Genomic DNA, 25,306 nt, shown 5'->3' on the forward strand with positions numbered 1-25,306 from the left:
CGAGGTCGTGTCGTCAGAACGCCGACGTCACCGCGCCGGCTCATCCGTTGGCTTTGACCGTACCCTGCCGGGGCCCGCCCGTGCAGGGAGAACCGGGAAGGCCGGTTCAGCCCCCGATAACTCCTTGATAACCTGCCGCATCCAGCAGTTCGCCCAGCGTGACGTCGAGTGCGGCGGCATCGGCCACCTCCAGCTCGAACAGCCAGCCCGCACCGTACGGATCGGCGTTCAGCGTCTCCGGCGCGTTGGACAGTTCTTCGTTCACCGCAACGACTTTCGCGGCCAGCGGGGCGTAGATGTCCGAGACGCTCTTGGTCGATTCCACCTCGGCGATGCTCTCGCCCGCGGCGGCCTCGCGCTGCTCGTCCGGCAGCTGAACGTACACGACGTCACCCAGCTGGGACTGGGCGTAGTCGGTGATGCCGACCCGGACCCGCGTGGGGCCGATCCGCCGGACCCACTCGTGCTCCTCGGTGTAGCGCAGATCCTCGGGGGTCACTGCCACTGGGCGTCCTTTCCGTCATGACCGTCGTTCGTCGTGAACGCTGCACGCAACCTTATCGGTACCGGGTGACGCCGGCGGTTATGGGTGATGCTGCCGCACAGCCGGTATCGCCCGTGCCACCGCGACCGCCTTGCCCGTGTAGAGCACGCCGGTCCACAGATACACCGCGGTGCCCCAGATCAACAATGCCCCGCCGAAGGCCCGTCCGAAACCGTCCAGCGGCCAGTCCATCTGCCCGGCCAGCAGCCAGGGCAGCGCCGACATGAGCGCGAAGGTGGCGGCTTTGCCGAGGTAGATCACCTCGGGCGGGTCGAGTTCGCGTCGGCGATAGATCGAGAGGGTCAGGGTCAGCACCGCGTCGCGCCCGACCAGCAGCAGGGCCACCCACCAGGGCAGCAGCCCGCGCGCCACGAAGGCCACCAGCGTGGTGACCAGATAGAGCCGGTCGACGAAGGGATCCAGCAGCGCGCCCAGCCGCGAACTCTGGTCGAGCAGCCGGGCCAGCTTGCCGTCGAGGAAGTCGGTGATCCCGCTGGCGACCAGCAGGGCGAAGGCCCAGCCGTCGGCCCGTTCGACCAGCAACAACCACAGGAACACCGGCACGCCGATCAGTCGCAGCACGCTCAGCACGTTGGGGACGGTGAGGATGCGGTCGGCCGGCGTCGTCGTCACACGCTGTGCTTACCGCACCGGCCCCGGTGACCGCCATCCGGGCGCGCGGTTGCTTTTCGCCACAACACCCGCGGTGAAAGAATGACTGTGAAATCATCTCATCGAACCGATGGTGATGGAGAGGAAGACATGGCCGAGTTCGACTACGACGTGGTGGTGATCGGCTCCGGGTTCGGCGGCAGCGTCGCCGCCCTGCGGCTGACCGAGAAGGGGTACCGGGTCGGCGTGCTCGAGGCGGGCAGGCGCTGGGACGCCGCGGATCTGCCCGCCACGAATTGGAATCTGCGCAAGTCGATCTGGGCACCGAAACTGGGCTTGACCGGGCCGCAGCAGATCAGCATCCTCGGCAAGTGCGCGGTGTTCGCCGGCGCGGGGGTCGGCGGCGGGTCACTGATCTACGGCAACACCCTCTACGAGCCGCTGCCCGCCTTCTACACCGACCGGCAGTGGGCCCACATCACCGATTGGCGCAGCGAACTCGCCCCGTACTACGACCAGGCCAAGCGCATGCTCGGCGTGGCGCCGAACCCGCGGACGACCCCGGCCGACGAGATCATCAAGGAGGTCGCCGAGGACATCGGCGTGGCCGACACCTTCCATCCCACCCAGGTGGGTGTGTTCTTCAACGAGGACCGGCAGGGCGAGGAGGTGGACGACCCCTACTTCGGCGGGGCGGGGCCGCGCCGCAGCGGCTGCGTCCACTGCGCGCGCTGTTTCACGGGCTGCCCGCACAACGCCAAGAACACGACCACCACCAACTACCTCTATCTCGCCGAGCAGGCCGGGGCGCGGGTGCACGAACTCACCACCGCCACCGCGGTGCGGCCGCTGCCCGCGGCGGGTACGCGGTGGACACCGAGCGGTCCGGGCGCTGGATCCGCAAGGAGCCCAGGACCTTCACCGCCGAGCAGGTGGTCTTCGCGGGCGCGGCGCTGGGCACCCAGAAGCTGCTGCACCGGATGCGGGACGAGGGCGTGCTGCCCGGACTGTCCCCCCGGCTCGGTGAACTCACCCGCAGCAACTCCGAGGCGATCCTGAACGTGGCCAGCCGGTCCCGGTACGACTTCGCTCAGGGTGTGGCGATCACCTCCTCCATCCACCCGGAGCCGAACACGCACGTGGAGGTGTGCCACTACGGCAAGGGCCAGAACGCGCTGGCGACCATGGCGGTGCCGCTGGTGGACGGCGGGGCGTTCCGGTTCCTACGGTTCCTGCTGGCGATCCTGACCCATCCGCTGGCGTTCCTGCGCAGCCGGGTGCCCTACCGCGGCTCGGAGAAGTCGGTGATCCTGCTGGTGATGCAGTCGCTGGACAACTCGCTGACCTCGTTCCGCAAGCGCGGCGCGCTGCGCACCGAACAGGGCACGGGCGAGCCGAATCCGACCTGGATCCCGCTGGCGCACGACATCGCGCGGCGGTTCGCGGACAAGATCGACGGCGACACCCACGGCTTGATCATGGACGTGTTCAACATCCCGGCGACCGCGCACTACATCGGCGGCTGCGTGATCGGCGAGACCCCGCGCTCCGGTGTCGTCGACCCCTACCAGCGCGTGTTCGGGCACCCCGGCCTGCACGTGGCCGACGGTTCCGCGGTGACGGCCAATCTGGGCGTGAACCCGTCGCTGACCATCACCGCGCAGGCCGAGCGCGCGATGGCGTTCTGGCCGAACAAGGGTGAGCCCGATCCGCGCCCGGAGCTGGGCGCACCGTACCGGCGCATCGATCCGGTCCGGCCGGTGCGGCCCACGGTGCCCGAGCACGCGCCCGGCGCGCTGCGGTTGCCGATCACCCCCGTCGATCCGCCGGTGCCCGCGCCGTGATCCCGGCCGGGTTCCGCGCGCGGCGCAGGCCACGGCATTAACGTGAGCGGCTGTGTCAGACAGTCGTATCGACCTGCGTACCTTCGTGCCCGCCGACGAGGTACGCGCCAGGGGCCGCGCCCTGCGGGAGCACGTGCCGGCGACGGCTCGCGACCGGCAGGCCGCCGGGCCGCGCCGGCCCGCCGTGCTCGATTTCCTCGCCGCCGCGCACGCCGACCGGCTCGCGCATCTGGTGCCGCTGCGGGTGGGCCGGATGGCGAGCGGTCCGTTCACCTTCTACCGGGGCGCGGCGGGCCTGATGGCCGCCGATCTCGCGGACGGCCCGGTGACCGGCGTGCACGCCCAGCTGTGCGGGGACGCCCACCCGGCCAACTTCGGCCTCTACGGCACCTCGCGCGGCGAGATCGTCATGGACATCAACGATTTCGACGAGACGATCCGCGGGCCGTGGGAATGGGACCTGGAACGGCTGGCGGCCGGCCTGGTGCTGGCCGGCCGGGAGTCCGGCGTCGGCGAGGACGACTGCCGGGCCGCCGCGCTGGACGCGGCGCGCTCCTACCGGCTGGCGATCGACGATCTGGCCGGGCGGCCGTTCATGGAGTCCTGGAGCGCGCTGCCCGACGAATCGATCCTCGGCCGGGCCAAGGCCGACGACCTGATCGACGATTTCAAGAAGGCCGCCAAGAAGGCGCGCAAGAACACCAGCGCCAAGGTCGCCGCGAAGTGGACCGAGCACATCGACGACCACGAGACGGGGGTGCGCAAGCGCCGCTTCGTCGCCGACCCGCCGGTGCTCACCGAGGTGAGCGAGGAGGTGGCCGAGGCGGTCACCGACGGCCTGGAACGCTACGGCGTCACGCTGCGCGAGTCGCGGCGCGATCTGCTCGCCCGATTCGCGGTGTCCGACATCGCTTTCCGCATCGTCGGCACCGGCAGCGTCGGCCTGCACAGCTACGTCGCGCTGCTGCACGGCAACGACGAGGAGGTGCTGGTGTTGCAGCTCAAGCAGGCCATCCCCTCCGCGCTCGCGCCCTACCTGCCCGCCGCCCCGGTCGCGCACGAGGGCGAGCGAATCGTGCAGGGCGCCAGGCTGGTTCAGGCCGAGACCGACATCCTGCTCGGTTGGACCACGCTGCGGCTGGACGGGCGCGAGTTGCCGTTCATCGTGCGCCAGTTCCGCAATCTCAAGGGCAGCATCGATCCGGCGGGCCTGGGCAAGGACGATCTCGACGACTACGGCCGGCTGGCGGGGGCGCTGCTGGCCAGGGCACACGCCCGCTCGCTCGACCCGCGGCTGCTGTCGGGCTATCTGGACGGCGACGAGCGCTTCGACGAGGCGGTGGCCGCCTTCGCGGTCCGCTATGCCGACCGGACCGAGGCCGACCACGCCGAGCTCGTGCGCGCGGTGGCGTCGGGCCGGTTGCGCGCCGAACTCCCCGAGTGAGCACCGGGCGCCGACACGCCGCGTCGGCGCCGGGGCGCGCGGTGGCGGATTCCTCGTATCCTGTGCGGAGTCGAGTGACGACGTGAAGGGTGGTCGCGAATGCTTGTGCGAGTACAGAACCCGGCAGGCACCACTGCCGAGCGGGCGCTGATCGACTGGCTGCGCACCTGGAAGGACCCGGACAGCCCGCACGGCGTCGCGACGATCAATTGCAGTCTGTTCCACCAGGATCGGCTGCACCAGTTCGACGCGGTGGTGTGGACGCCGACCAGCTGCGTGGTGATCGAGGCCGCCGAGCCCGACACCCAGCGCGACGGCACCCTCGAGGTCCCGCTCAACGGCCCGTGGACCATCGACGGCGAGCAGATCACGATGACCGGCCGCGACAAGCGCACCCCGCTGGAGCGGTCCCGCGAGCACACCTTCGCCTTGCAGGACTGGTTGTCCGCGCGCGGCCTCGGCCAGCGGGCGGTGCACGGGGTGGCGCTGGTCATCCCGCCGCGCGGGTCGAAGCTCGAGGTCCGCCAAGCCTGGAGCGACCCGAGCTTCGATGCGATCCTGGGCAGTGACCCGGGCCGGTTGCGGCACTACTTCGACACGCTGGCGCAGAGCGAGAAGCACCTGTGGACGGCCAACGACGTCGCGGTGGCGTTTCGTGGGCTCGGCCTGCTCCCCTACCTACCCGCTCCGCAGGAGCTGCTGAACGAGGGCTTCCTGGGGCCGATCGACATCACCCTGTGGCACGGCGGCCCGGCCCAGGCGCAGGCCGAGGCCTACGCCGAGGAGCTCGCGCAGCTCGAACGCGACGCGCGGCCACCGCTGGTGCGCGCGCCGTGGTACAGCCCGTGGAAGCTGTATCCGTTCGAGGCGGGCGACATCGACATGGGGCGCGCGTTCATGCGCACCACGCTGGCCATCGGGATGGTGATCGCCGCGGCGTGGGTGCTGTGGTTCCTGGTGTCGGCGTTCCTCACCTACGGGCCGGGCTGAGCGCGGCCCTGGTTATCGTCGTCGGGTGCTCGATCAGAAGCTCACCGGCCGGGCCGTCGTCGCGACGCTCGCCGCGCTCGTCACGCTGACCCTCCCGCTCACCTTTCCGCCCGGCGGCGGCCCGACGGGGGTGGACCGCGCGCTCGCGGACATGGTGCGCACCGACCCACCCGCCGCGATCCACCGGGTGCTGGTCGCGCCGAGCGACGGTTGGCTGGTGGTGACCCTGCTGCTGGCGGCGATCGCGTGGTTCGGGTGGCGACGGCAGTGGTGGCGGGCGGCGACGATGCTCGTGGTGCCCGAGGCGGCGATCGCGCTCAACACCTGGGTGCTCAAGCCGCTGTTCGACCGGCCGCTGCACGACTACCTCGCCTATCCGAGCGGGCACACCGTGCACCTGGTCGCCGTGGTGACGACCGTTGTGCTGCTGTGCGATTCGGCCCGCGTCCGCCTGGCCGTCGCGGTCGCCGGGGTGGTCGCCTGCGGCGCCGTGGTGGTGGGACAGGTGGGCATGGACTACCACTACGCGACCGATGTGGTCGGCGGAGCCGCGGCGGCACTGGCCCTCGGCATCGCCGGATGCGCCGCGGCCGAACGGCTCGCGGGTTCGCGTCGACCCGCCCGCGGACCGGGGCACGACGACTCGGTCCCCTGAACGGGTCGGGGGCAGCGCCACCGAAGGAGCCGCCCCCGATCCGGCGTCAGCTCCGCTGGTACACGCTGGCGTCGTGCAGCATCGCCGCGTGCAGCATCTCCTCCGGCACGCCCATCGCCTCGACGAGGGTGAGTGCGTGCGGGCGCAGCCGGTCGACCAGCTCGTTGACCCCGCGCCGCACCGCCTTCGCCCGCTCGACGGACATGAAGCGGTGCATGATGTACCAGGCCGAGTTCTCCTCGAGCAGCGTGTAGACGAACAGGTCGCACACGGTCTCGGCCAGCGCCCTGGCCTCGGGGTCCTCGATCTCGCCGATGCCCTCGATGAAGGCTTCCAGCACCAGCCGGTCGATGTGCGCGGACCCGGCCGCCAGGATGTGGTCCTGGGCGTTGTTGAAGCCCTCGAACGGCGTGGTGTCCTCGGCCCGGGCGCGCAGCCGGTGGGCGGCGGTGCGGACGAGATAGTCCTCGCGGTCGGCGAACAGCTGCAACTGGGTGGAGCGGCGCGACAGGTCGCCCTCGTCGACCGACTCGTCGCTGCGATCGCGCAGGGTCTGGATCAGCTGGCGCACGCCCGAGCGCTTGCGCACCACGTCACCGGCCATGGTGGCCGCGAAACGCACCCAGCCCAGCGCGTCGAGATCCTGGACCTCGTCGGCGTAGGCGGTGAGCAGTTCCTTGGCGACCAGCTGGGTGAGCACGACGTTGTCGCCCTCGAAGGTGGTGAACACGTCGGTGTCGGCCTTGAGCGTGACCAGCCGGTTCTCGGTGAGGTAGCCGGCGCCGCCGCACGCCTCCCGGCATTCCTGGATGGCGCGGGTGGCGTGCCGGGTCTGGGCGACCTTGAGACCCGCGGCCCGCTTCTCCAAGGCCCGCTGGGCGCCGGGGTCGAGGTTCTGGCCGGTCTGGATGACGTGCATCCGGCGCACCAGGTCGTTCTGCGCGAAGGCGTAGGCGAAGGACTTGGCGACCAGCGGCAGCAGCCTGCGCTGGTGCATCCGGTAGTCCATGAGCACCGTCTCCGTCCCGCTGTCGGGGTCGGCGAACTGGCGGCGCTGCAGCGCGTAGCGGACGGCGATGCTGAGCGCGACCCGCGCGCCCGCGGCGGCCGCGCCGCCCACACTGATCCGGCCGCGCACCAGCGTGCCGAGCGTGGTGAAGAAGCGCCTGCTCGGGTTCTCGATGGGTGAGCTGTAGGTGCCGTCGGGCTCGACGTCGGCGTAGCGGTTGAGCAGGTTCTCCCGCGGAATCCGGACGTGGTCGAAGACGATGCGGCCGTTGTCGACGCCGAGCAGCCCGCCCTTGAGGCCGTCGTCGGAGGTGGTGACGCCGGGCAGGTCGGCGCCCTGCTCGTCCCGGATGGGCACCAGGAAGCAGTGCACGCCGCGGCCTTCACCCTGCGTGATCAGCTGCGCGAACACCGCCGCCATCCGGGCGTGCTCGGCCGCGCCGCCGATGTAGTCCTTGCGGGCCGAGGGCGTCGGCGAGTGGATCACGAACTCCTGGGTCGCCGGATCGTAGGTGGCGGTGGTCTCCAGGCTGGCGACGTCGCTGCCGTGGCCCGACTCGGTCATCGCGAAGCAGCCGAGCAGGTCCAGCGAGATCAGCTGCTTGATGTACTCGCGATGGCGCTCGGTGCCCAGGTTCTCCACCGCCCCGCCGAACAGGCCCCACTGCACGCCGGATTTCACCCACAGCGACAGGTCGGCGTAGGCGACCATCTCCAGTGCCGTCACCGCGCCGCCGGGGTCGCCGACGCCGCCGTTCTCCAGACGGAAACCGCGCTTGGCGTAATCCATCGCGGCGAGCAGGCGCATCTGGTCGAGCACCCGCGCCCGCGCGGCCTTGTAGTCGAGGTTCGGGTCCCCGAGAAAGCGCTCGTCGGCGAGTTCGCGGCGGGCTTGCTGCCGGATGTCACGCCAGGGTCCGTCGAGTGCTGCTCGGAGGTGATCTGCCGTCGTCGGGCTGCCGGTTGCCATGCCTCCGACGATAACCGTCAAGCGGGGTGGTCAAACCCTTGCGCGCGCGTTGAACGACTGTTTAATATACTGAACATGTGTTCAACCAACAGCCCGTATCGCAAGGATCCCCCACGGAACTGACCACGGCGGCGCGCATTCGCGACGCCGCGATCGAGGTCTTCGGCGACCGCGGATTCGATGTCGGCGTACGCGTGATCGCGGCGGCGGCAGGCGTATCCCCCGGGCTGGTCAACCACCACTTCGGCTCCAAGGACGGCCTGCGTGCCGCCTGCGACGAGCGGGTGCTGCAACTCATCCACGACGAGAAGACCAAGGCGCTTCTCGCACCGGACACGGGTGCGGGCCTGTTGGCCGCGATGGCCGAGGTGGAGGCCTACGGTCCGCTGGTCGCCTACATGGTGCGCAGTCTGGAAGCAGGCGGACCGATGGCGGAGTCGCTGTTCGAGCACATGGTCGCCGACGCCGAGGACTACATGCGTCGCGGCGTCGAGGCGGGCGTGATCAAGCCCAGCCGTGATCCCAAGGCCCGGGCCAGGCACCTGATGCTGGCCAACGTCGGCGCCACGCTGCTGTGGGTGCGCCTGCACCAGCGTGACGGCGAGACGATCGATTTCCGCGCCGCCATCCGCCGCATCACCGAAGAACTCACCGGCCCCGCCCTGGAGCTCTACACCCAGGGCCTGCTCACCGACCCCACACTTCTCGACGAAATCACCAAGGAGCGCTGATGTCCGAGGTCATCCGAATCCGGGACCTGCGCAAGACGTTCGGCCATGTCACCGCCCTCGACGGCCTGGACCTGGAGGTCGCCGAAGGCGAGATCCACGGCTTCCTCGGGCCCAACGGCGCGGGCAAGTCCACCACCATCCGCATTCTGCTCGGCATCCTGCGGGCCACCGCGGGGCAGGCCGAACTGCTGGGACGCGACCCGTGGACCGACGCGGTGGAGCTGCACCGCGAACTGGCCTATGTGCCCGGCGATGTCACGTTGTGGCCTTCGCTCAGCGGCGGCGAGACCATCGACCTGCTGGCCCGCATGCGCGGCGGGATCGACCGTGCCCGCCGGGACGAACTGATCGAACGGTTCGATCTGGACCCGCGCAAGAAGGCCCGCACCTACTCCAAGGGCAACCGCCAGAAGGTCGCGCTCGTCTCCGCGTTCGCCTCCGACGTGCGCCTGCTGCTGCTCGACGAGCCGACCTCGGGCCTGGACCCGTTGATGGAGCAGCTGTTCCGCGACTGCGTGCGCGAGGCGGCCGCGCGCGGCACCACCGTGCTGCTGTCCAGCCACATCCTGTCCGAGGTGGAGGCGCTGTGCGACCGGGTGACCATCATCCGGGCCGGCCGCACGGTGGAGAGCGGCTCGCTCGCCGACCTGCGCCACCTCTCGCGCACCTCGATCACCGCCCAATTGCTCGGTGACCCTGGCGATCTGAGCCGCATCGCCGGGGTCGACGACATCGAGCGCGACGGCGACACGCTGCGCTGCCAGGTCGACAGCGAACACCTCGGCGAGCTGATCCGGGTGCTCGGCGACACCGGCGTGCGCAGTCTCACCAGTGCTCCGCCGACGCTCGAGGAGCTGTTCCTGCGGCACTACCACGTCGGCGGCGCCGACGAGGCCGGACAGGTGGTGCGGGCATGACCGCGATCACCGCCGAAAGGCCGTTCAGCGCACCGCTGTTCGGGCATCCCGCGGACTTCGCCGGCACCGGGCAACTGCTGCGCCTGGTGCTGCGCCGCGACCGGGTGGTGCTGCCGCTGTGGACCCTGGTGCTCGGCCTGATGCCCGCGTTCCAGTTGATCAGTGTGCGCGACCTGTACACCACCCAGGAACAGCTGGACAGCTTCGCCCGCACCACCGCCGCCAGCCCGGCGCTGCTGGCGATGTACGGACCGGTGTTCGAGAACACGCTCGGCTCGATCGGGACGTGGAAGGCGGGGGCGATGTACAGCATGATCGCCATCGCCACCGTGCTCACCGTCGTCCGGCACACCAGGGCCGAGGAGGAATCCGGCCGCGCCGAACTGGTCGGCGCGACCAGCATCGGCCGTTTCGCCGGGCTCACCGCCGCGTTGCTGGTGGCGTTCGGCGGGTCGGCGCTCGCCGGCGTCCTGTGTGCCCTGTCGCTGGCCGCGACCGATGTGGCACTGGCCGGCTCGGTCGCCTTCGGTGCCGCCCTGGCCGCCTCGGGCATCGTCTGGGCGGCCGTCGCCGCGGTGACCGCCCAGCTGAGCACGTCGGCCCGGGTGGCGCGCGGGCTCGCCTTCGCCGTCCTCGGCACCGCGTTCGCACTGCGCGCCGCAGGCGATGCGGGCAACGGGGTGCTGTCCTGGTTCTCCCCGCTGGGCTGGTGCCTGCAGATCCGGCCCTACGCGCAGGAGCGCTGGTGGGTGCTGCTGCCGCTGGCCACCGTCGCGGTGCTGGCGACCCTGGTCGCCTACGGACTGCTCGGCACCCGCGACACCGGCTCGGGGCTGATCGCGCAGCGGCCGGGGCCCGCGGCCGCGGGGGCGGATCTGGCCGGTCCGGGCGGGCTGGCCTGGCGGTTGCAGCGCGGTTCGCTGCTGGCGTGGACGATCGGCTTCGGCCTCTACGGGCTGATGATCGGCGGCGCCGTGAACAGCATCGGCGACATGATCGGCGACAGCGGCGCGATCACCGACCTGGTGGTGCGGATGGGCGGTTCGGAGAGCCTGGAACAGTCGTTCATCGCCTATGCGGTGGCCATGCTCGCCGCGGCCGCGTCGGCCTATTCGATCTCGGCGGTGCTGCGCCTGCACGACGAGGAGACCAGCGGCCGCGCCGAGACGACGCTGGCCGCGGCCGTCGGCCGGGTTCGCTACGCCGCGGGCCATCTCGGCATCGCCCTGCTCGGCCCGGTCCTGGCGCTCATCGTCGCGGGTGCGGCGGTCGGAATCGTCTACGGCGCGGCCACCGGCGACCTCGGTGCGAAGCTGCCCCGGACCGTCGCGGCCGCGCTGGTGCAGGTGCCCGCGGTCTGGGTGCTGACCGGTGTCGCGATCGCGCTGTTCGGGCTGGCGCCGCGCTTCGCCCCGGTGGCATGGGGCGTGTTGAGCACGACGATCGTGCTGTTCTTCGTCGGCTCGCTCGACGGGCTGCCGCAGTGGCTGGTCGACCTCGTGCCCTTCGTGCACCCGCCCAAACTTCCGGGTGCCGAATTTCACATCACCCCGCTGCTGTGGTTGCTGGCCGTCGCGGCCGTGCTGACCGGCGCCGGATTGCTCGGGTATCGACGCCGCGACCTGCGGTGATGGGGTCCGGGCCCGCGCCATGACCGGTGTGGGCCCGGCCGCGCGGGCCGTACCTGGGCCGATGCCGCACCCGGATGGCTCGACTACCGTCGAAGAACATGGGTCTGGACGCGATCTCGGGAGGAGACGACTACATCGATCGGCAGCGGCAGCGTGCCGCGCGACGACCGCGGCTGTGGCCGCGCCGGGCCCCTCGCCTGCTGGAACAGGCCGTCGGTGTGCTGGTCGCGGACCGGCAGGCCACCGCCGACACCATCATCGCCGCGCCCGCCCCGCTGCAGCCGATCGACCTCACCGACGACGCCAAGGTCGCCGAGGTGCTCGATCTCGCGGTCCGGGTCGGGGAGGTGGTGCTCGCGTCGGGCACCGGCGTGATGGACACCACCACCCAGGTGCGGTTCATCGCCGCCACCTACGGCCTGTCGCGCTGCGACGTCGACGTCACCTACGACTCGATCCGCATCTGGGCCGACCGCGGCCCCCTGCTCCCCCCGGCCAGCACCATGCGCGTGGTGCGCTACCGCTCGCTGGACTTCACCCGGCTGGCCGCGGTCGACCGGTTGACCCGCCGGATCCGTCACCAGGTCGTACCACCCGCCGAGGCGCGCGCCGCGCTCGACGCCATCACCACCGCACCGCACCCCTACGCCCGCTGGGTGGCGACCTTCGGCTGGTCGCTGATGGCCGCCGCGATCGCGGCGCTGCTCGGCGCCGACCTGCTGGTGACGGTGCTCAGCTTTCTCACGACCGCCGCCATCGACCGCACCAACCGCGCGCTCAACCGCTACGGCCTGCCGTTCTTCTTCCAGCACATGGCGGGCGGCCTGATCGCGGCGACACCGGCGATCCTGCTGTCCAGTCTCGCCGAGCCGCTGGGCATCCGCGTCGACGCCACGCTCATCGTGGCCGCAGGCATCACGGTGCTGCTCAGTGGGCTGCAATTGGTCGGCTCGGTGCAGGACGCCATCACCGGCGCACCCATCACCGCCGCCGCCCGCATGCTCGAGGTGGTGATGATGACCGGCGGCATCGTCGCCGGAATCGCGCTGGCACTGCGCCTGGGCGAGGTGGCGGGCACGACGGTGCCCAGCATCGACCTGGTGTCCGGCCGCGACATCACCGATCTGCCGGTGAAACTCGTCGCCGGTGCCGTGGCCGCCCTGGCGTTCGCGCTGGCCTGCTACGCCGAGCGGCGCGCGCTGGCCGCCGCCGCGTTCGGCGGTGCGGCGGGCACGATCTGCTTCCTGCTCGTGCAGTACCTGGGATTCGGCCCGGTCATCTCCTCCGGTGTCGCCGCGACGCTGGTCGGCATGGCCGGTGGTCTGATGGCGCGCCGGGCGATGACGCCGCCGCTGGTGGTCGCGGTCGCAGGCATCACCCCGCTGCTGCCCGGCCTGAAGGTCTACCGCGGGCTGTACGCGGTGCTCAACGACGAACTGCTGCTCGGTTTCAACCAGCTCTTCGCCGCGTTCGGTGTGGGCTGCGCGCTCGCCGCGGGCGTCACCCTCGGTGAATGGTGCGACCGAACCCTGCGCCGCCCACGGATTCTCAGCCGGTTCGGGTCGCTGCGGAAACCGGTGGTGCGCCGCAAGCGCCGTACCGCCTCGCCCGGCTGAATTCCGCCGGGTACGACCGGAAGAATTCACCGGCATGTCGCTGGACAACCGGGGTGACTGGTTGGAGAGTTGCGCACATGTGGAACGCAATCGTCCAAATCGTCGGCTTCCTGATCATCGGTGTCATCATCGGATTCCTCGCCCGCGCACTGAAACCCGGTGCCGACAAACTCGATTTCAAGATGACCGCGCTGCTCGGCATGGCGGGCGCGCTGATCGGCGGCATCGTCGCCAGCCTGATCGGCAAGGGTTCGATCACCGAACTCAATTTCTGGGGTTTCGTGTTCGCCGTCATCGCGGCGATCGCGCTGCTGTTCCTCGCACCGGTGCTGCAGGGCAAGCGCTGAGCGGTGCGCCCGGCGCCGACCGTGGCGTCCCCACCCGCGGCGGACCGGTGCGACAATCGTGCCGAGCCGGTATCGTCGGGCCGGTCGGGTCAGGGCTGCCGGAGACCCCGGCAGCCCGCGGGTGATTGCGAGGTGCCATCGAAGATGTCGGAAGCCGTACCTTTTTCGACGCGTATCCGCACCGCGACCGAGCGCCAGCACGCCGAGGCGGAGAACTCCACGTTCATCACCGACATGCTCGGCGGGCATCTCGGCATCGATTCCTATCACCGCTACACCGGCCAGCTGTGGTTCGTCTACCGGGCGCTCGAAGCACGCATGGACGAGCTGGCCGCCGATCCGGTCGCCGGGCCGTTCATCCGACCCGAGCTGGCCAGGACGGCCGAACTCGAGCGCGACCTCACCGCGCTGATCGGCCCCGAGTGGCGCGCGGACCTGACCCCGCTGCCCGCGACCGCCGCCTACGCCGCGCGCATCGAGGAGTGCGCCCGCGAGTGGCCCGCCGGGTACGTCGCCCACCACTACACCCGCTACCTCGGTGATCTGTCCGGCGGGCAGGTCATTCGCGGCACCGCCGAGAAGTTGTGGGATCTGCCGCGCCGCGGGGACGGGGTGCGCTTCTACGTCTTCGACGACATCCCCAACCCGGCGGCCTTCAAGCGGGAGTACCGCGCGCTGCTCGACCGGTTGCCGGTCGACGAACTCGAGCGCCGCCGAGTGCTCGACGAGGGCAAGCGCGCTTTCGAGCTCAACGCCGCGGTCTTCGCCGAACTGGCCGCGGAGTTCCCGGTGCGCCGGCCCTCCTGAGCCGCTAGCGCAGGCGTTCGTGCCGGGGGAACAGCGCTCGCCCCGCCTCCTGCGCCGCCTCCGACAGCATCCGCGCCAGCCGCGCGGTGTCCAGGGCGCCGCGTTCCCCACCGACGTGACCGGACAGCGACAGCGCCGCGGCCGCCGCGCCGCGGCCGCGCACCGGCACCGCGACACAGCACACGCCGTCCACCGATTCCTCGTTGTCGACGGCGACGCCGCCCTGGCGCACCCGCACCCGGGCCAGCTCGCGATGCAGTTCCGCGCGGTCGCCGATGGTGCGCGCCGTCAGCTGGGGCAGCTTCTCGCGCAGCGCGGCCTCGACGATGCTGGGCTCCAACGTGGCGAGCAACGCCTTGCCGAGCGCGGTGCTGTGCGCGGGCAGGCGGGCGCCGAGCCGGGTCGGGATCGCGGCGGCCTGCCGTCCGCCCGCCTTGTCCAGGCACAGCACGTCGCGACCGTCGAGGACGGCCAGGTGTCCGGCCATCCCGGTGCGCTGGCACAGATCCTGCAACAGCGGGCTCACCGCCTCGCGGATCTCGTTGTGGTCGGCGGCGAGGCCGCCGAGCTCGAAGGCGCGCAGACCGAGCCGGTAGCCGCCGGGCGCGTGCGCGAGCCAGCGCAACCGCACCATCTGGTCGAGGATGCGGTGCACGGTCGACCGCGGTAGCCCGGTGCGCTCGGCGACGCCGAGCAGGGTGACGGTCGGGGTGTCGGCGTCGAAGGCGTCCAGGATCGCCGTCATCCGCTCGATCATCGATACCGGCGGCGCCGCCCGGCCCGCCCCCGCCCACCCGGATTCGGGATGGCTCACCATCTCGACCGACATGACGCACCTCTCTTCGTACCGCGGGGCCAGCATAAGAGGAATGTGCCGGGGCGGGCGGGGTTCGGGCCGTTTCCGCCGCCGCTCAGCTCGTGCGCTCGCGCAGCCACTCCCGGGTGTAGCGCTCGGCGAGCAGCGGCAGGAAGTTGTCGAGGGTGGCGTGGTCGGCGATGTGCTCGTAGGTGTCCTGTAGGAACTGTTCGATCTCCGCGTCCGGGACGGCACCGCCGAACTCGCGCTCGAGCCGGTCGGCGGCCATCTTCAGGGCCAGGTCGTGATCGAGGCTGGGTGCGGTCACTGGTGTGCTCCTCCGCGTGTGTGTCGGATCGGTCCCCGGTGGCCACGGCGCCGGTTCCGGCGCAGGCGGCCGTTCCTCGGGTACCCCGCGGGACGCCGCGCTATCCCCGGCCTCGCTTCGCGCCACAAATTAGAACACGTTCTTGTCGAGTGGCGCAGGGCGTGCCAGGCTGAGCGGATGGATCTGGCAGCAATCGAAGACGTGCGCAGGCTCAAGTACCGCTACTTCCGCACGCTCGACCTCAAACTCTGGGACGAGTTCGCCGACACCCTGGCCGAGGACGCCGTCGGCCGCTACGGCACGCACGCCCTCGGCGAGCCGCTGGCGTTCGAGGGCCGCGCGGCCATCACCGAATTCATGCGCGCGAACCTGGGCCCCGCCATCGTCACGGTACACATCGCCCACCATCCCGAGATCACCGTCGACGGCGACACCGCCACCGGTTCGTGGGCCTTCGAAGACACCGTGATCGCCACCGAATTCGGCGCGCTGATCCGCGGCGCGGGCTACTACAGCGACCGCTACCGCCGCGACGCCGACGGCAACTGGCGCATCGTGGAAACCGGGTACCGGCGCATCTACGAGTCCAGCCAGTCGCTGGCCGACACACCGAGTTTCGCGTTGCTGTCGAACATGTGGGCCACCCCGACCGGGCAGTAACCTGCCTGCGATGCGCGACCGTGTGCGTTGCTGGGTAAGGTGACCGGTCGACGGTAACGCTTGCGGCGGCGGCGTTTCCGGGGAATAGTCCGTTCGGATACCCACACGAAAGGTCCGAGGATGGCAATCCGGTTCCGGCGTCGATCCGGGCGCGCGTTCGCGCTCGCCGCGGTCGTCCTGTCGCTGCTCGCGCCTGCCGCGGGCGCCGACGAGGGTGCCGACATCGCCTACGTTCCGGTCATGGGCGAGGGCGCGGTGCTCGTCGTCGACACCGCCGCCGACCAGGTACGGGCCCGCATCGACGGTGTCGGGGCGCAGGCCGCGGCCGTCGCCGCCGCCCGCGACGGCAGGCAGCTGTACGTGCAGTCGGCCAATCCGCCGTTCACCGGGCCGGACGACATCGCCGTGGTGGACCGGACCAGCAACACCGTCACCGCCCGCATCCCGATCAGCGGCACCGACGGCATGACCGAGCCGATCGCCGACCCGGTGCGCGACCGCGTCTACGTCTTCACCGCGCGTCCGTCGATCGACGTGCTGGACACGGTGAGCAACACCCTGGTGCGCTCGATGCCGTTGCCCGCCATCCCCTTCGCCGCCGCCATCTCCCCCGACGGCGGCAAGCTGTACACCGTCTTCGCCGACTCGACCGCCGCCGTGTTCGATCCGGAGACCGGCTTCCAGGTGGGCGAGCGGATCCAGATCGACGGCTCGCTACCCGCCTCCGCGGCGGTCTCCCCCGACGGCCGCAAGCTCTACACGCTCAACGTGCTCGGCGACAACGTCTCGGTGATCGACACCCAGAGCTGGACCCGGTTGGGCGCCATCGCCTTCGCGCCCGGCAGCGCACCGGTGGCGGGCGCGATCAGCCCGGACGGGACGCGGCTGATGGTGGCGACCCTCGGCGCGGACGCGGTCCAGGTCATCGATCTCGCCGCCGACCGGGTCACCGGCACCGTGCCCGTGGACGCGCCGCTGTCGGTGGGCTTCACCGCCGACGGCGCCAAGATGTACGTCGGCAGCCTCGGCACGCACGTCGCCGCGCCGTTCACGGTGCCCGCGGCCGCGCTCGACGCCACCACCCTGCTGCACACCTATCTGCGGACCGACCCGCACGCGGGCGCGCTGGTGCCCTTCCACACCGCCACATGGCAACCGGCGGGCGCCCCCATCCCCACCGGTTCCGGCCCCGCCTCCGGCGCCTTCCTCGACTGAACGAGCCGGAGCGACACCGCGTTCCGGACCGACCCCCCGCGTTCCGGCGGCCGATGAGGTGACCGCCGGAACGCATCGGAGAGCGCCGGGCTCTCCGATCAGGAGGGTGGTACGGCGGGCCGCGTGATCAACGGCAGGTCGAGCGCGGTCAGCAGGCCCGGTGGTGCGGCGACGACCGCGGGCACGGCGTTGACGATGCGCATCGCGGTGGCCAGCAGGGTGGCGAAGTTGTGGTCGCCGCGCGGGCTCGACGTCACCAGGTCCAGCACGTAGCTCGGGTCGCCGGTGAGCTCGACCCGATAGCAGCCCTGCGGATGCGGCGGCTGCGGCCAGTCCGGGCACAGATCGGGTCGCAGCCGGGTGACGTGTTCGAGCACCGTCACCGCCCGGTCCCCCACCATGCCGCGCACCTCGAATCGCAGTGCGGCGGCGGTGCCTTCGGCGATGTGGCCGGTGGCGATGTCGAAAGACTCCGGTGCGGGCACCCGCTCGTAGGTCTCGGTCACCGCGTCCAGCCGCACCCCGATACCCGCGGCGAGCTGACGCACCACACTGCCCCATGCCAGCGACAGCACGCCGGGCTGCAACAGCATCGGGGTCTCGTCCATCGGCTTGCCGAAGCCCATGATGTCGACCATCACCGCGCGGTTGTCGTAGCTGGCGTAGTCGACGATCTCCAGGCAGCGCAGCTGGTCGATGCGCAGGCAGGTGCCCGCCAGCGCCAGCGGCAGCAGATCGTTGGCGAAACCGGGGTCGATCCCGTTGACCCACAACGAGGCACCACCGTCGGCGGCGGCGCGCAGCACCGGCTGCAGCAGGTCGTCGGGGAGCACGTCGTAGGGGTATTGGAAGAACACCGGGGCGCAGGCCACCACGTTCACCCCGGCGGCGAGCAGGGTGCGCAGGTCCTCGACGGCCTCCAGCAGCCGGTTGTCGGTCATGGCGCAGTAGACGACGCAGTCCGGGCGCAGGGCCAGGATCTCGGCGACGTCGGCGGTGGCGGTCACGCCGGTCGGGGTGTCCAGGCCCGCGAGGGCGGCGGCGTCCTTGCCCGCCTTGTCGGGTCCGGAGACGTGGACGCCGACCAGGTCCAGGTCGGGGGCGGCGATGATGCCGGCCAGCGCATGCCTGCCGACATTGCCGGTGCCCCACTGCACGACTCGTACGCTCATGGTCACAGGTCCGGGATCGGGATGGCGAGATTGGGCTGGATCAGACCGCCGTCGGGTTCGAGCACCTTGCCGGTGAGGTACTTCCCGGCGGGCGAGACCAGATACAGGGCGGCCGCGGCGATGTCGGCGGGCTCGCCGATGGTGTGCAGCGGGGTCTTCGTCTCGAGTTCGGTGCGCAGTTGCTCGTTGCCCGCGACCACCTCGAGCGACGAGGTGAGGATCGAGCCGGGGGCGATCGCGTTCACCCGGATGCGCGGATTCAGGTCCAGCGCGGCCAGTTTCGTGTAGTGCGCGAGCGCGGCCTTGGCGGTGCCGTAGGCGGCGAAGGCGCGACCGGGCAGGCGGCCCATGGTCGAGGTGATGTTGACGATCGAGCCGCCGTCCGCGGTGGCCAGCATGTGCGGCACGGCGGCGCGGATCAGCGCGTGCGCGTTGGCGACGTTGAAGGTGAACGCCTCGATCATCGCCTGCGGGGTGGTGTCCAGCAGCGGCGAGGGCATGGCGCCGCCGACATTGTTGACCACGATGTCGAGCCTGCCGAACCGCTGCACGGCCGCCTCGGCGAGCCCGGCGGCGGTCTCGGGGTCGCTCAGGTCGGCGGCAACGACGTGCGCCTGCCTGCCCGCGGCCGTGATCTGCTCGGCCACCTCGTCGAGTTGTTGCTTGGTGCGCGCCGCGATCAGCACGTCGGCGCCCGCCTCGGCGAAGGCCACGGCGATGGCGCGGCCCAGGCCGCGGCCCGCGCCGGTGACGACGGCGACCTGCCCGTCTATCCGGAATCGGTCGAGAATCATGTGTGCTCCGATCGGCGCCGCATGCGGCGGCGGTAGACGACGTCGAATACTGATGACGAATATTCGACAGGTGATGTTCTATATTCGTCATCGTAGGTCGGTGCCAGGAACGGACACAAGGGGTTCGCCGATGACGGACACGCAGACGGGCGCGGTGCGCTCGCCCTCCCCGCCGACGCGGCGGGTGGTCGAGATCCTGACGTTGCTCGCCGGTGCGGCCGAGCCGCTTCCCGTGGCCGCCATCGCCGAACGCCTGGGCATCGCCCGCGCCACCGCCACGGCCGTGCTGGCCGAACTCGATCTCGCGGGCTGGGCCGTGCGGGTGCCCGATCGCGGGTACCGGCTCGGACCCGGCCTGCTCACCCTCACGGGCCCGCTGCTGCCGCCCGAGATCGGGGACATACTCCAGGAACTGGCCACCGAGGCGGGCTGCGGCGCGACGCTGAGCCGCATCGAACCCGACGCGCTGACGGTGCTCGACGTCCGGCACGGCCCGGACCGGATGGTGCCGGGAATCCCGGTCGGCCACCGGATTCCACTGCGGTTCCCGGCCGGGGCGGCGGTGATGCCGTGGCGGCCCGCCGCCGAGCAGAACACCTGGCTGGCCACCACCGCCGACGCCGACCGACGGACCGCGGGCGCGCTGCTCACCCTGGTGAAGGACCGCGGCGTCGCCGTGTTCCGTCCCCGCTCCGACGACGCAGGCACCGTGGACCTGCTCGCCGACCTGCTCGCGGCCGTGGGCACCGAACTGCTGCACCCGCACCTGCGCACCCGGGCCCTGCGCCAGCTCACCGCCCTCACCGCGCGTCCCTTCACCCGGCACGAGCTCGACGGTGACGAGCAGCTGCCGCTGAGCTACCTGGCCGCGCCGGTGTTCGACGGCGCGGGCACGGCCGCCTACGAGGTGCAGCTCGGACCGCTGCGTGCGACGACCACAAGGGCAGATCGGGACCGGTACATCGCCATCACCCTGGCGGCCGCCCGGGCGCTGACCGCCGCGCTGAGCGGGTGAGCCGACGCTCCGCGCGCCGCTAGCCGGGCGGCGGGTCGGCCGGGGCGCCGTCGTCGCCCAACAGTTCGTCGGCCCGGCGGAGCGCGTCGTCGAGTCCGTCCTCGAACTCGGCGAGCGCGTCGAGAAGTCCGAAGCCGTCGAGCAATTCGCTCATCTCGCCGCGGACGGTCTCGAGTTCGGCGATCGCGGGGTCGATGCGCGACCACGCCGGGGACTCGTGCCAGCGGTCGTCCCGAGCGAGCCAGGCGACCAGGATGTCGCGCACCCAGCGGTGATCGGCGGTGTACAGCTCGTACCGGTCACCGCCCGCGCGCCGGTATCGCAGGTGGTAGAGCGCCTCGGGAAGGTACTCCGCCCGGATCCAATCGTCCTCGGCCCGCGCGAGTTCCAGGTGGGGACGGCCCTCGCCGGGGTCCGGTGCGCGGGATTCGGGACGCATCGGGTCAGTCTGCCCGATTCCGCGCCGGGCGGCACCGCGGCGGCCGGCGCCCCGGTTACCCTCGGAGCGTGACGTGGACCGCGCCCGAAGTGACCCGCACCAGCGCCCCGACCGACGGCGGCGAGCGAGAGTTGTTGCAGGGCTGGCTCGATCGGCATCGGCGCACGCTGCTGTGGAAGTGCGCGGGACTGGACGCCGCCGCCCTGCGCCGCCGCGCCGTGCCGCCGTCACGGATGTCGCTGCTCGGCCTCGTCCGGCACATGAGCGAGGTCGAACGCGGCTGGTTCCGCCTCGCCGCCGCCGAGACCGACCTCGACCACCTCTACTGCAGCGAGGCGAATCCCAGCGGCGATTTCGAGGACATCGACGACGCCGACCCGCGCGCGGCCTTCGCCACCTACCACGCCGAGGTGGCCGCGGCCGACGCCGCGATGGCGCCCCTGCCCCTCGACCACACCTTCGTCTTCCCCCGCGGCGGAACCGGCACCCGCTACACCGTCCGCTGGGTCTACCTGCACATGATCGAGGAGTACGCCCGCCACAACGGCCACGCCGACCTGCTGCGCGAACGCATCGACGGGCGCACCGGCGACTGAGGCCCTGCCCGACCCACCGGCCGCCGGATGTGCTTCCATGGAGGCAACTCCTCAGACAAGTAGAGAGGCAGGGTGATGGTCCCGCAGGTGAGACGGCATCCGCTGGCCGCGCAGACGGCCGAGCTGTTGCTCGAACGGATCCGTGCCGGCGAATGGGCGCTCGGGCACCGGTTGCCCGGCGAGACGACACTGGCGGCCCAGCTCGGCGTCGGCCGCTCGACGGTGCGCGAAGCGATCCGCGAACTCGCGGGCAAGGGCGTGCTCGACAGCAGGCAGGGCGCCGGGGTGTTCGTCACCGCCCTGGACGTGACCGAGGACTGGGACGCGATGCTGCGCCGGGCCGACATCGCCGCCGTGATCGAGGCACGCATCGCCATCGAGGCCGAGGCCGCCGCGCTCGCCGCCCGGCGGCGCACCCCCGCCGACCTGCGCGCGCTGCGGCGCAGCCTGGCCGCGCGCGAACCGCACGGGGAGCCGATCCCCGACCACGTCGACGCCGACATGGCCTTTCATCGCACCGTGGTCGTCGCCGCGCACAACGACGTGCTCACGCAACTGTTCGACACCTTCCTCCCCCGGCTGCGCCCGGCCATGATCGACATGCTCGCCATCCGCCCGGTCCCCTCCGAACAGGCCGACCATGCCGCGCACGCCCGCCTGGTCGAGGCGATCGCGGCCGGCGATCCCACCGCGGCAGCGGAATTCAGCCGCGCCCACCTCACCCAGCTGAAGGCGGCCTTCGCATGACCGACCCGGTGCTCGAACTGATCGATGTGACCTTCCGGCGCGAGGGCCGCACCATCCTGCACGGCATCTCGCTCACCGTGCGTCCCGGCGAGCGCTGGGCGCTGCTCGGCCCCAACGGCGCGGGCAAATCCACGCTGCTCGGTTTCTGTGCCGCGAACACCTTCCCGACCACCGGCACCGTGCGCGTGCTCGGGCAGCAACTGGGCCGGGTGGAACTGGCGCGGCTGCGCCACGACATCGGCCACGTGAACCCGCGTCATCCGCTGCGCTCCCCGCTGAGCATTCGCGAGGTCGTGCTCACCGGGCTCACCGCGACCGTGGATCTGCCGATGCGCTGGACCCCCGGCGCCGACGACCTGCGGCGGGCGGAGGAGATGATCGACACGGTCGGCCTGTCCGGCAAGGCCGACAACGGGTGGCCCACCCTCTCCCAGGGCGAACGTGGCCGGGCCCTGATCGCCCGCGCCCTCGTCGCCGAACCCCGCCTGCTGCTGTTCGACGAGCCGACCACCGGCCTGGACGTGGCCGCCCGCGAACAACTCCTGGAGACGATCGCCCGCCTGGACGACACCCATCCCGACGTCGCCTCGATCCTGGTCACCCACCATCTCGAAGAACTGCCGACCACCACCACCCACGCCCTGCTCATCGCCGACGGCCGTACCGTCGCCGCCGGTCCCGCCGCCGACACCATCACCACCGCGACCGTCACCGCGGCCTTCGACCACCCCGTCGAGGTCGGCTACGACCGCGGCCGCTGGAGCGCCCGCGCGCAGGCCGAACCGCTGCGCGCCTACGCGGGCTGAACCGGCGCGGCCGCACCTCACCCGCCGGCCACCAGCGCGGGGGTGAGCGCGGTCGGATCCGTCACCAGCGCGCTCGCCAGTGCCCGCGCGTCCGGGTCCAGCGGGTACTCGGGCCGGGGCACGGCGATCACCCGCATGCCCGCCGCGTGCGCGGAGCGCAGGCCGTTGCTCGAATCCTCCACCGCCGCACAGGCTTGCGGCGCGACACCGAGCTTGTCGGCGACGGCCAGGTACACATCGGGTGCGGGCTTGCCGCGCGCGACCTCCTCGGTGGACAACGTCACCGTGAAGTGCTCGATCAGCCCGGTGCGGCCGAGGACGGTGTCGATCAGCGCGCGCGGGGAGGAACTGGCCAGGCCGAGCGGAAAGTTCTCGCTCATCCGCCGCACCGCCTCGACGGCGCCGGGCAGCAGCGGCACCGCGCGGTCGTAGTGCTGCGACATCAGCGCGATCACCTCGGCGGCGACCCGGTCGGGTGGCGCGTCGACACCGAGCTCCCGGCTGAGGTAGGCCGACCACTCCCCCGTGCTCATGCCCATCAGCCTGCGCTGGGTGTCCGGTTGCCAGGTGCCGCCGTGGTCGGCGATGTAGGCGCGGCGCACCCGCTCCCACACCGGTTCGGAATCGATGAGGACGCCGTCCATGTCGAACACGACCGCTGTGATCTGCATCGCCCTGCCACACCCCTTCGCCGTCGGGACACCAACCACGGTGCTCGACGCCCAGCGTAGAGGCCGTGGCGGGCGCCACCCACCGGTCGGCGCCCGGCAACCAACCGGATACCGTTGTCCTCATGACCGAGGACCACACCGCCGACCCGCTGCCCACCGCCGAGCACCACGAGGGCGGCTTCCGGCCGATGTGGGAGCAGATGGTGCGCGACTCCGATTTCAGCCGGGGCGGACCCTACTTCGGCGAATTCGTCGAGCAGGTGCGCATCCTCATGGACCAGGCCCGGGTCGCCGCCCCCTCCGACGACCTGGCGCTGGAACTGATCGGCCAGCTCAAGGAACTCAACGCCAAGCTGGCCGACGCGGTGGTGGACGAGTGGTCGACCCCGACCTGGACCCGCCACGATCTGCCCGCCCGCGGCAACGTCACGCTGCCGCCCTTCCGGGTGCAGCGGGCCAGCCGCAAGGGCGTGGAAACCGCCATCACCTTCCGCACCTTCCACCTCGGCGGCAACGCGGCCGCGCACGGCGGCCAGATGGCCGTCGGCTTCGACGAGCTGTGCGGCATGGCCGCGGCCATCCACGCCGGTTCGGTCACCCGCACCGCCTCGCTGACCATCGACTACCGCTCCATCACCCCGCTCGACAAGGAGCTCACGCTGCGGTCGTGGGTGGAGAACCAGGAAGGCCGCAAGGTGTGGGTGCGCGCCACCCTGCACGACGGCGAACGCCTGTGCGCCGAGGCGCACGGGCTGTTCATCGTGCTGCGGCCCGGTCAGGCCTGATCACCGGTCGGGAAAGTACACCGCCCGGTAGTCGGCGAACCGCTCGTCGACCTGATCGGCGGTGAGGCCGAACTCGGCGAGAGTGTACTGGTGGGCGGGCCGCGCCGCTCCCGAGGTGGATTCGCCGTGCAGTGCCCGCATGGCCGACTCGGCCTCGGCGGTGAAGGTCATCCCGAACCGGTCGTAGATGCCGCCGATGGCGCCGATCGGGTCGGCGACGAAGTCGTCGTAGTAGACGTCGGCGAACTGCGCCTGGTCGTAGCGCTTGCGGTCCTCCTGGAATCGGTGGGCCCCGCGCGCCCACAGGTCCAGCTGGGTCTCGCCGACGACCGGCCCGCGGAACTTCTCCGACCAGCCCTCGGTGGCCTTCTCGTTGAGGCTGCACACCGAGGCGATGATGGTGCGCGGATCGCGGTGCATCTGCACGACGAGTGCGTCCGGGTAGACGGCCATGAGCGCGTCGAGGGCGAACAGGTGGCTGGGATTCTTCAGCACCCAGCGCTTCTCGGCGTCGGGCAGCCCGATCAGTTGCAGGTTGCGCTTGTGCCTGCGATAGGCGGGCGTCCAGTCCTGCTCGCGCAACCACGTGGAGTAGGTGGGCAGGTAGGCCAGGCATTCGTAGGACACCGACATCGCCGACTGGCGCAGCAACTGCCAGCACTCCTCCACCTGGTCGGCGGAGATGTGGTGGACACCCATGAATTCCGGGTGTTCGACGTGGTGTTTGGCGAAGGCCGCTTCGATCCGCTGATACACCGGGTTCTCGGCCCAGGTCTCCCGCGGCGGGCGCGGCTGCGGCATCTCGGTCAGCCACATCTCCAGGCCCTGATGCGCCGGGTCGGCCTCGAGCAACCGGTGCACCGCCGTGGTGCCCGACCGCGGCAGGCCGGTGACGAAGACCGGTCGCTCGACGGCGACCTCGGCGTGCTCGGGGTGCCGTTGCCAGGCGTTCTCGCTGAGCAGCCGGGCGATCAGCGCGCCGCGCAGGAAGGCGCGGTTGACCTTGTTGCCGAAGGGGGTCAGCTCCGCGTCGCGGTGGTAGGAGTCGAGCAGCACGCCCAGCCCCTCGCGGTAGTCGTCGGTGCCGAAGTCGTCGAGCCCGACCACCTTGCTCGCCGAGGCGTGCAGATCCTCGACGGTGCCGACGTCGTCCCTGCCGATCATGT

At 71.3% G+C, this 25,306-nt stretch carries 26 protein-coding genes and 1 pseudogene; 17 read left to right on the forward strand and 10 right to left on the reverse strand.

The genetic code is table 11. The features are described 5' to 3' along the window. Positions 1 to 106: 106 nt before the first annotated feature. Positions 107 to 505: a glycine cleavage system protein GcvH gene (gene gcvH, locus AMO33_RS07850; RefSeq protein ID WP_011209017.1), complete on the reverse strand. Its 399-nt coding sequence runs from the start codon at positions 503 to 505 to the stop codon at positions 107 to 109. Positions 506 to 583: 78 nt separating this feature from the next. Beyond that, positions 584 to 1,177: a CDP-alcohol phosphatidyltransferase family protein gene (locus tag AMO33_RS07855; RefSeq protein WP_011209016.1), complete on the reverse strand. Its 594-nt coding sequence runs from the start codon at positions 1,175 to 1,177 to the stop codon at positions 584 to 586. Positions 1,178 to 1,306: 129 nt separating this feature from the next. Here AMO33_RS07855 and AMO33_RS07860 point away from each other — a divergent pair. From AMO33_RS07860 to AMO33_RS07875, 4 genes and pseudogenes are all read left to right on the forward strand, one after another. Then, a pseudogene (locus AMO33_RS07860) lies at positions 1,307 to 3,000 on the forward strand (GMC oxidoreductase). A gap of 52 nt (positions 3,001 to 3,052) precedes the next feature. Then, positions 3,053 to 4,444, forward strand: a complete 1,392-nt coding sequence (locus AMO33_RS07865; RefSeq protein WP_060591666.1) for a DUF2252 domain-containing protein — start codon at positions 3,053 to 3,055, stop codon at positions 4,442 to 4,444. A 99-nt stretch (positions 4,445 to 4,543) separates the two neighbouring features. Then, positions 4,544 to 5,434 carry a nuclease-related domain-containing protein gene (locus AMO33_RS07870; RefSeq protein WP_060591668.1) on the forward strand — a complete coding sequence of 297 codons (891 nt, stop codon included), beginning with the start codon at positions 4,544 to 4,546 and terminating at the stop codon, positions 5,432 to 5,434. A gap of 25 nt (positions 5,435 to 5,459) precedes the next feature. After that, positions 5,460 to 6,089, forward strand: a complete 630-nt coding sequence (locus AMO33_RS07875) for a phosphatase PAP2 family protein (protein ID WP_060591670.1) — start codon at positions 5,460 to 5,462, stop codon at positions 6,087 to 6,089. A 46-nt stretch (positions 6,090 to 6,135) separates the two neighbouring features. Here AMO33_RS07875 and AMO33_RS07880 read toward each other — a convergent pair whose 3' ends face one another. Beyond that, the gene (locus tag AMO33_RS07880) at positions 6,136 to 8,067 is read right to left on the reverse strand and encodes an acyl-CoA dehydrogenase family protein (RefSeq protein ID WP_060591672.1); all 1,932 of its coding nucleotides are present in this window, start codon (positions 8,065 to 8,067) and stop codon (positions 6,136 to 6,138) included. Positions 8,068 to 8,144: 77 nt separating this feature from the next. Between AMO33_RS07880 and AMO33_RS07885 the strand changes: the two genes are divergently transcribed. From AMO33_RS07885 to AMO33_RS07910, 6 genes are all read left to right on the forward strand, one after another. Further along, positions 8,145 to 8,798: a TetR/AcrR family transcriptional regulator gene (locus AMO33_RS07885; protein ID WP_060591673.1), complete on the forward strand. Its 654-nt coding sequence runs from the start codon at positions 8,145 to 8,147 to the stop codon at positions 8,796 to 8,798. Then, the gene (locus tag AMO33_RS07890; RefSeq protein WP_060591674.1) at positions 8,798 to 9,715 is read left to right on the forward strand and encodes an ABC transporter ATP-binding protein; all 918 of its coding nucleotides are present in this window, start codon (positions 8,798 to 8,800) and stop codon (positions 9,713 to 9,715) included. The genes AMO33_RS07885 and AMO33_RS07890 overlap by 1 nt, the downstream gene beginning before the upstream one ends. Then, positions 9,712 to 11,346: an ABC transporter permease gene (locus AMO33_RS07895; RefSeq protein ID WP_060591675.1), complete on the forward strand. Its 1,635-nt coding sequence runs from the start codon at positions 9,712 to 9,714 to the stop codon at positions 11,344 to 11,346. The genes AMO33_RS07890 and AMO33_RS07895 overlap by 4 nt, the downstream gene beginning before the upstream one ends. 98 nt (positions 11,347 to 11,444) lie before the next feature. Then, entirely contained in the window at positions 11,445 to 12,962 is a 1,518-nt protein-coding gene (locus AMO33_RS07900) for a threonine/serine exporter family protein (RefSeq protein ID WP_011209007.1), read from the forward strand. 77 nt (positions 12,963 to 13,039) lie between these two features. Beyond that, positions 13,040 to 13,309 (forward strand): GlsB/YeaQ/YmgE family stress response membrane protein, encoded by a 270-nt coding sequence (locus tag AMO33_RS07905; RefSeq protein ID WP_082668612.1) that lies wholly within the window; start codon positions 13,040 to 13,042, stop codon positions 13,307 to 13,309. A 144-nt stretch (positions 13,310 to 13,453) separates the two neighbouring features. Beyond that, positions 13,454 to 14,116, forward strand: a complete 663-nt coding sequence (locus tag AMO33_RS07910) for a biliverdin-producing heme oxygenase (RefSeq protein ID WP_041560097.1) — start codon at positions 13,454 to 13,456, stop codon at positions 14,114 to 14,116. 4 nt (positions 14,117 to 14,120) lie between these two features. Here AMO33_RS07910 and AMO33_RS07915 read toward each other — a convergent pair whose 3' ends face one another. Both AMO33_RS07915 and AMO33_RS07920 read right to left on the reverse strand, forming a co-directional pair. Further along, a complete protein-coding gene (locus AMO33_RS07915; RefSeq protein WP_060591676.1) occupies positions 14,121 to 14,945 on the reverse strand; it encodes an IclR family transcriptional regulator in 825 nt (274 codons plus the stop codon). 82 nt (positions 14,946 to 15,027) lie between these two features. Beyond that, the gene (locus tag AMO33_RS07920) at positions 15,028 to 15,240 is read right to left on the reverse strand and encodes a three-helix bundle dimerization domain-containing protein (protein WP_011209003.1); all 213 of its coding nucleotides are present in this window, start codon (positions 15,238 to 15,240) and stop codon (positions 15,028 to 15,030) included. A 177-nt stretch (positions 15,241 to 15,417) separates the two neighbouring features. Here AMO33_RS07920 and AMO33_RS07925 point away from each other — a divergent pair, with 177 nt between their 5' ends. Beyond that, positions 15,418 to 15,900 (forward strand): nuclear transport factor 2 family protein, encoded by a 483-nt coding sequence (locus AMO33_RS07925; protein ID WP_011209002.1) that lies wholly within the window; start codon positions 15,418 to 15,420, stop codon positions 15,898 to 15,900. Between the two features lie 120 nt (positions 15,901 to 16,020). Further along, positions 16,021 to 17,115 carry a YncE family protein gene (locus AMO33_RS07930; protein ID WP_060591677.1) on the forward strand — a complete coding sequence of 365 codons (1,095 nt, stop codon included), beginning with the start codon at positions 16,021 to 16,023 and terminating at the stop codon, positions 17,113 to 17,115. A 98-nt stretch (positions 17,116 to 17,213) separates the two neighbouring features. Here AMO33_RS07930 and AMO33_RS07935 read toward each other — a convergent pair whose 3' ends face one another. Both AMO33_RS07935 and AMO33_RS07940 read right to left on the reverse strand, forming a co-directional pair. After that, positions 17,214 to 18,287 (reverse strand): NAD(P)H-dependent amine dehydrogenase family protein, encoded by a 1,074-nt coding sequence (locus AMO33_RS07935; protein ID WP_060591679.1) that lies wholly within the window; start codon positions 18,285 to 18,287, stop codon positions 17,214 to 17,216. A gap of 2 nt (positions 18,288 to 18,289) precedes the next feature. Next, the gene (locus AMO33_RS07940) at positions 18,290 to 19,081 is read right to left on the reverse strand and encodes an SDR family oxidoreductase (protein WP_060591680.1); all 792 of its coding nucleotides are present in this window, start codon (positions 19,079 to 19,081) and stop codon (positions 18,290 to 18,292) included. 130 nt (positions 19,082 to 19,211) lie between these two features. Here AMO33_RS07940 and AMO33_RS07945 point away from each other — a divergent pair, with 130 nt between their 5' ends. After that, positions 19,212 to 20,096 (forward strand): helix-turn-helix domain-containing protein, encoded by an 885-nt coding sequence (locus AMO33_RS07945; protein WP_060591682.1) that lies wholly within the window; start codon positions 19,212 to 19,214, stop codon positions 20,094 to 20,096. 19 nt (positions 20,097 to 20,115) lie between these two features. Here the strand turns inward: AMO33_RS07945 and AMO33_RS07950 are convergent, their stop codons facing one another. Continuing rightward, entirely contained in the window at positions 20,116 to 20,535 is a 420-nt protein-coding gene (locus AMO33_RS07950) for a hypothetical protein (protein ID WP_060591689.1), read from the reverse strand. A 68-nt stretch (positions 20,536 to 20,603) separates the two neighbouring features. Between AMO33_RS07950 and AMO33_RS07955 the strand changes: the two genes are divergently transcribed. The 3 genes from AMO33_RS07955 (at position 20,604) to AMO33_RS07965 (ending at position 22,684) form a co-directional block, all read left to right on the forward strand. Further along, a complete protein-coding gene (locus tag AMO33_RS07955; RefSeq protein WP_060591691.1) occupies positions 20,604 to 21,131 on the forward strand; it encodes a DinB family protein in 528 nt (175 codons plus the stop codon). A 75-nt stretch (positions 21,132 to 21,206) separates the two neighbouring features. Further along, the gene (locus tag AMO33_RS07960) at positions 21,207 to 21,878 is read left to right on the forward strand and encodes a FadR/GntR family transcriptional regulator (RefSeq protein WP_060591693.1); all 672 of its coding nucleotides are present in this window, start codon (positions 21,207 to 21,209) and stop codon (positions 21,876 to 21,878) included. Then, positions 21,875 to 22,684: an ABC transporter ATP-binding protein gene (locus AMO33_RS07965; protein WP_060591695.1), complete on the forward strand. Its 810-nt coding sequence runs from the start codon at positions 21,875 to 21,877 to the stop codon at positions 22,682 to 22,684. The genes AMO33_RS07960 and AMO33_RS07965 overlap by 4 nt, the downstream gene beginning before the upstream one ends. 17 nt (positions 22,685 to 22,701) lie before the next feature. On the opposite strand, the gene AMO33_RS07970 is transcribed toward AMO33_RS07965, so the two are convergent. After that, on the reverse strand, positions 22,702 to 23,355 hold the full coding sequence (locus AMO33_RS07970; protein WP_060591697.1) for an HAD family hydrolase: 654 nt from the start codon (positions 23,353 to 23,355) through the stop codon (positions 22,702 to 22,704). A 122-nt stretch (positions 23,356 to 23,477) separates the two neighbouring features. On the opposite strand from AMO33_RS07970, the gene AMO33_RS07975 reads away from it, so the two are divergent. Beyond that, positions 23,478 to 24,140, forward strand: a complete 663-nt coding sequence (locus AMO33_RS07975) for a PaaI family thioesterase (protein WP_041560095.1) — start codon at positions 23,478 to 23,480, stop codon at positions 24,138 to 24,140. Here AMO33_RS07975 and AMO33_RS07980 read toward each other — a convergent pair whose 3' ends face one another. Next, positions 24,141 to 25,304 (reverse strand): sulfotransferase family protein, encoded by a 1,164-nt coding sequence (locus AMO33_RS07980; protein ID WP_060591699.1) that lies wholly within the window; start codon positions 25,302 to 25,304, stop codon positions 24,141 to 24,143. Between the last annotated feature and the right edge of the window lie 2 nt (positions 25,305 to 25,306).

The organism is Nocardia farcinica, from assembly GCF_001182745.1.
GTDB lineage: Bacteria > Actinomycetota > Actinomycetes > Mycobacteriales > Mycobacteriaceae > Nocardia > Nocardia farcinica.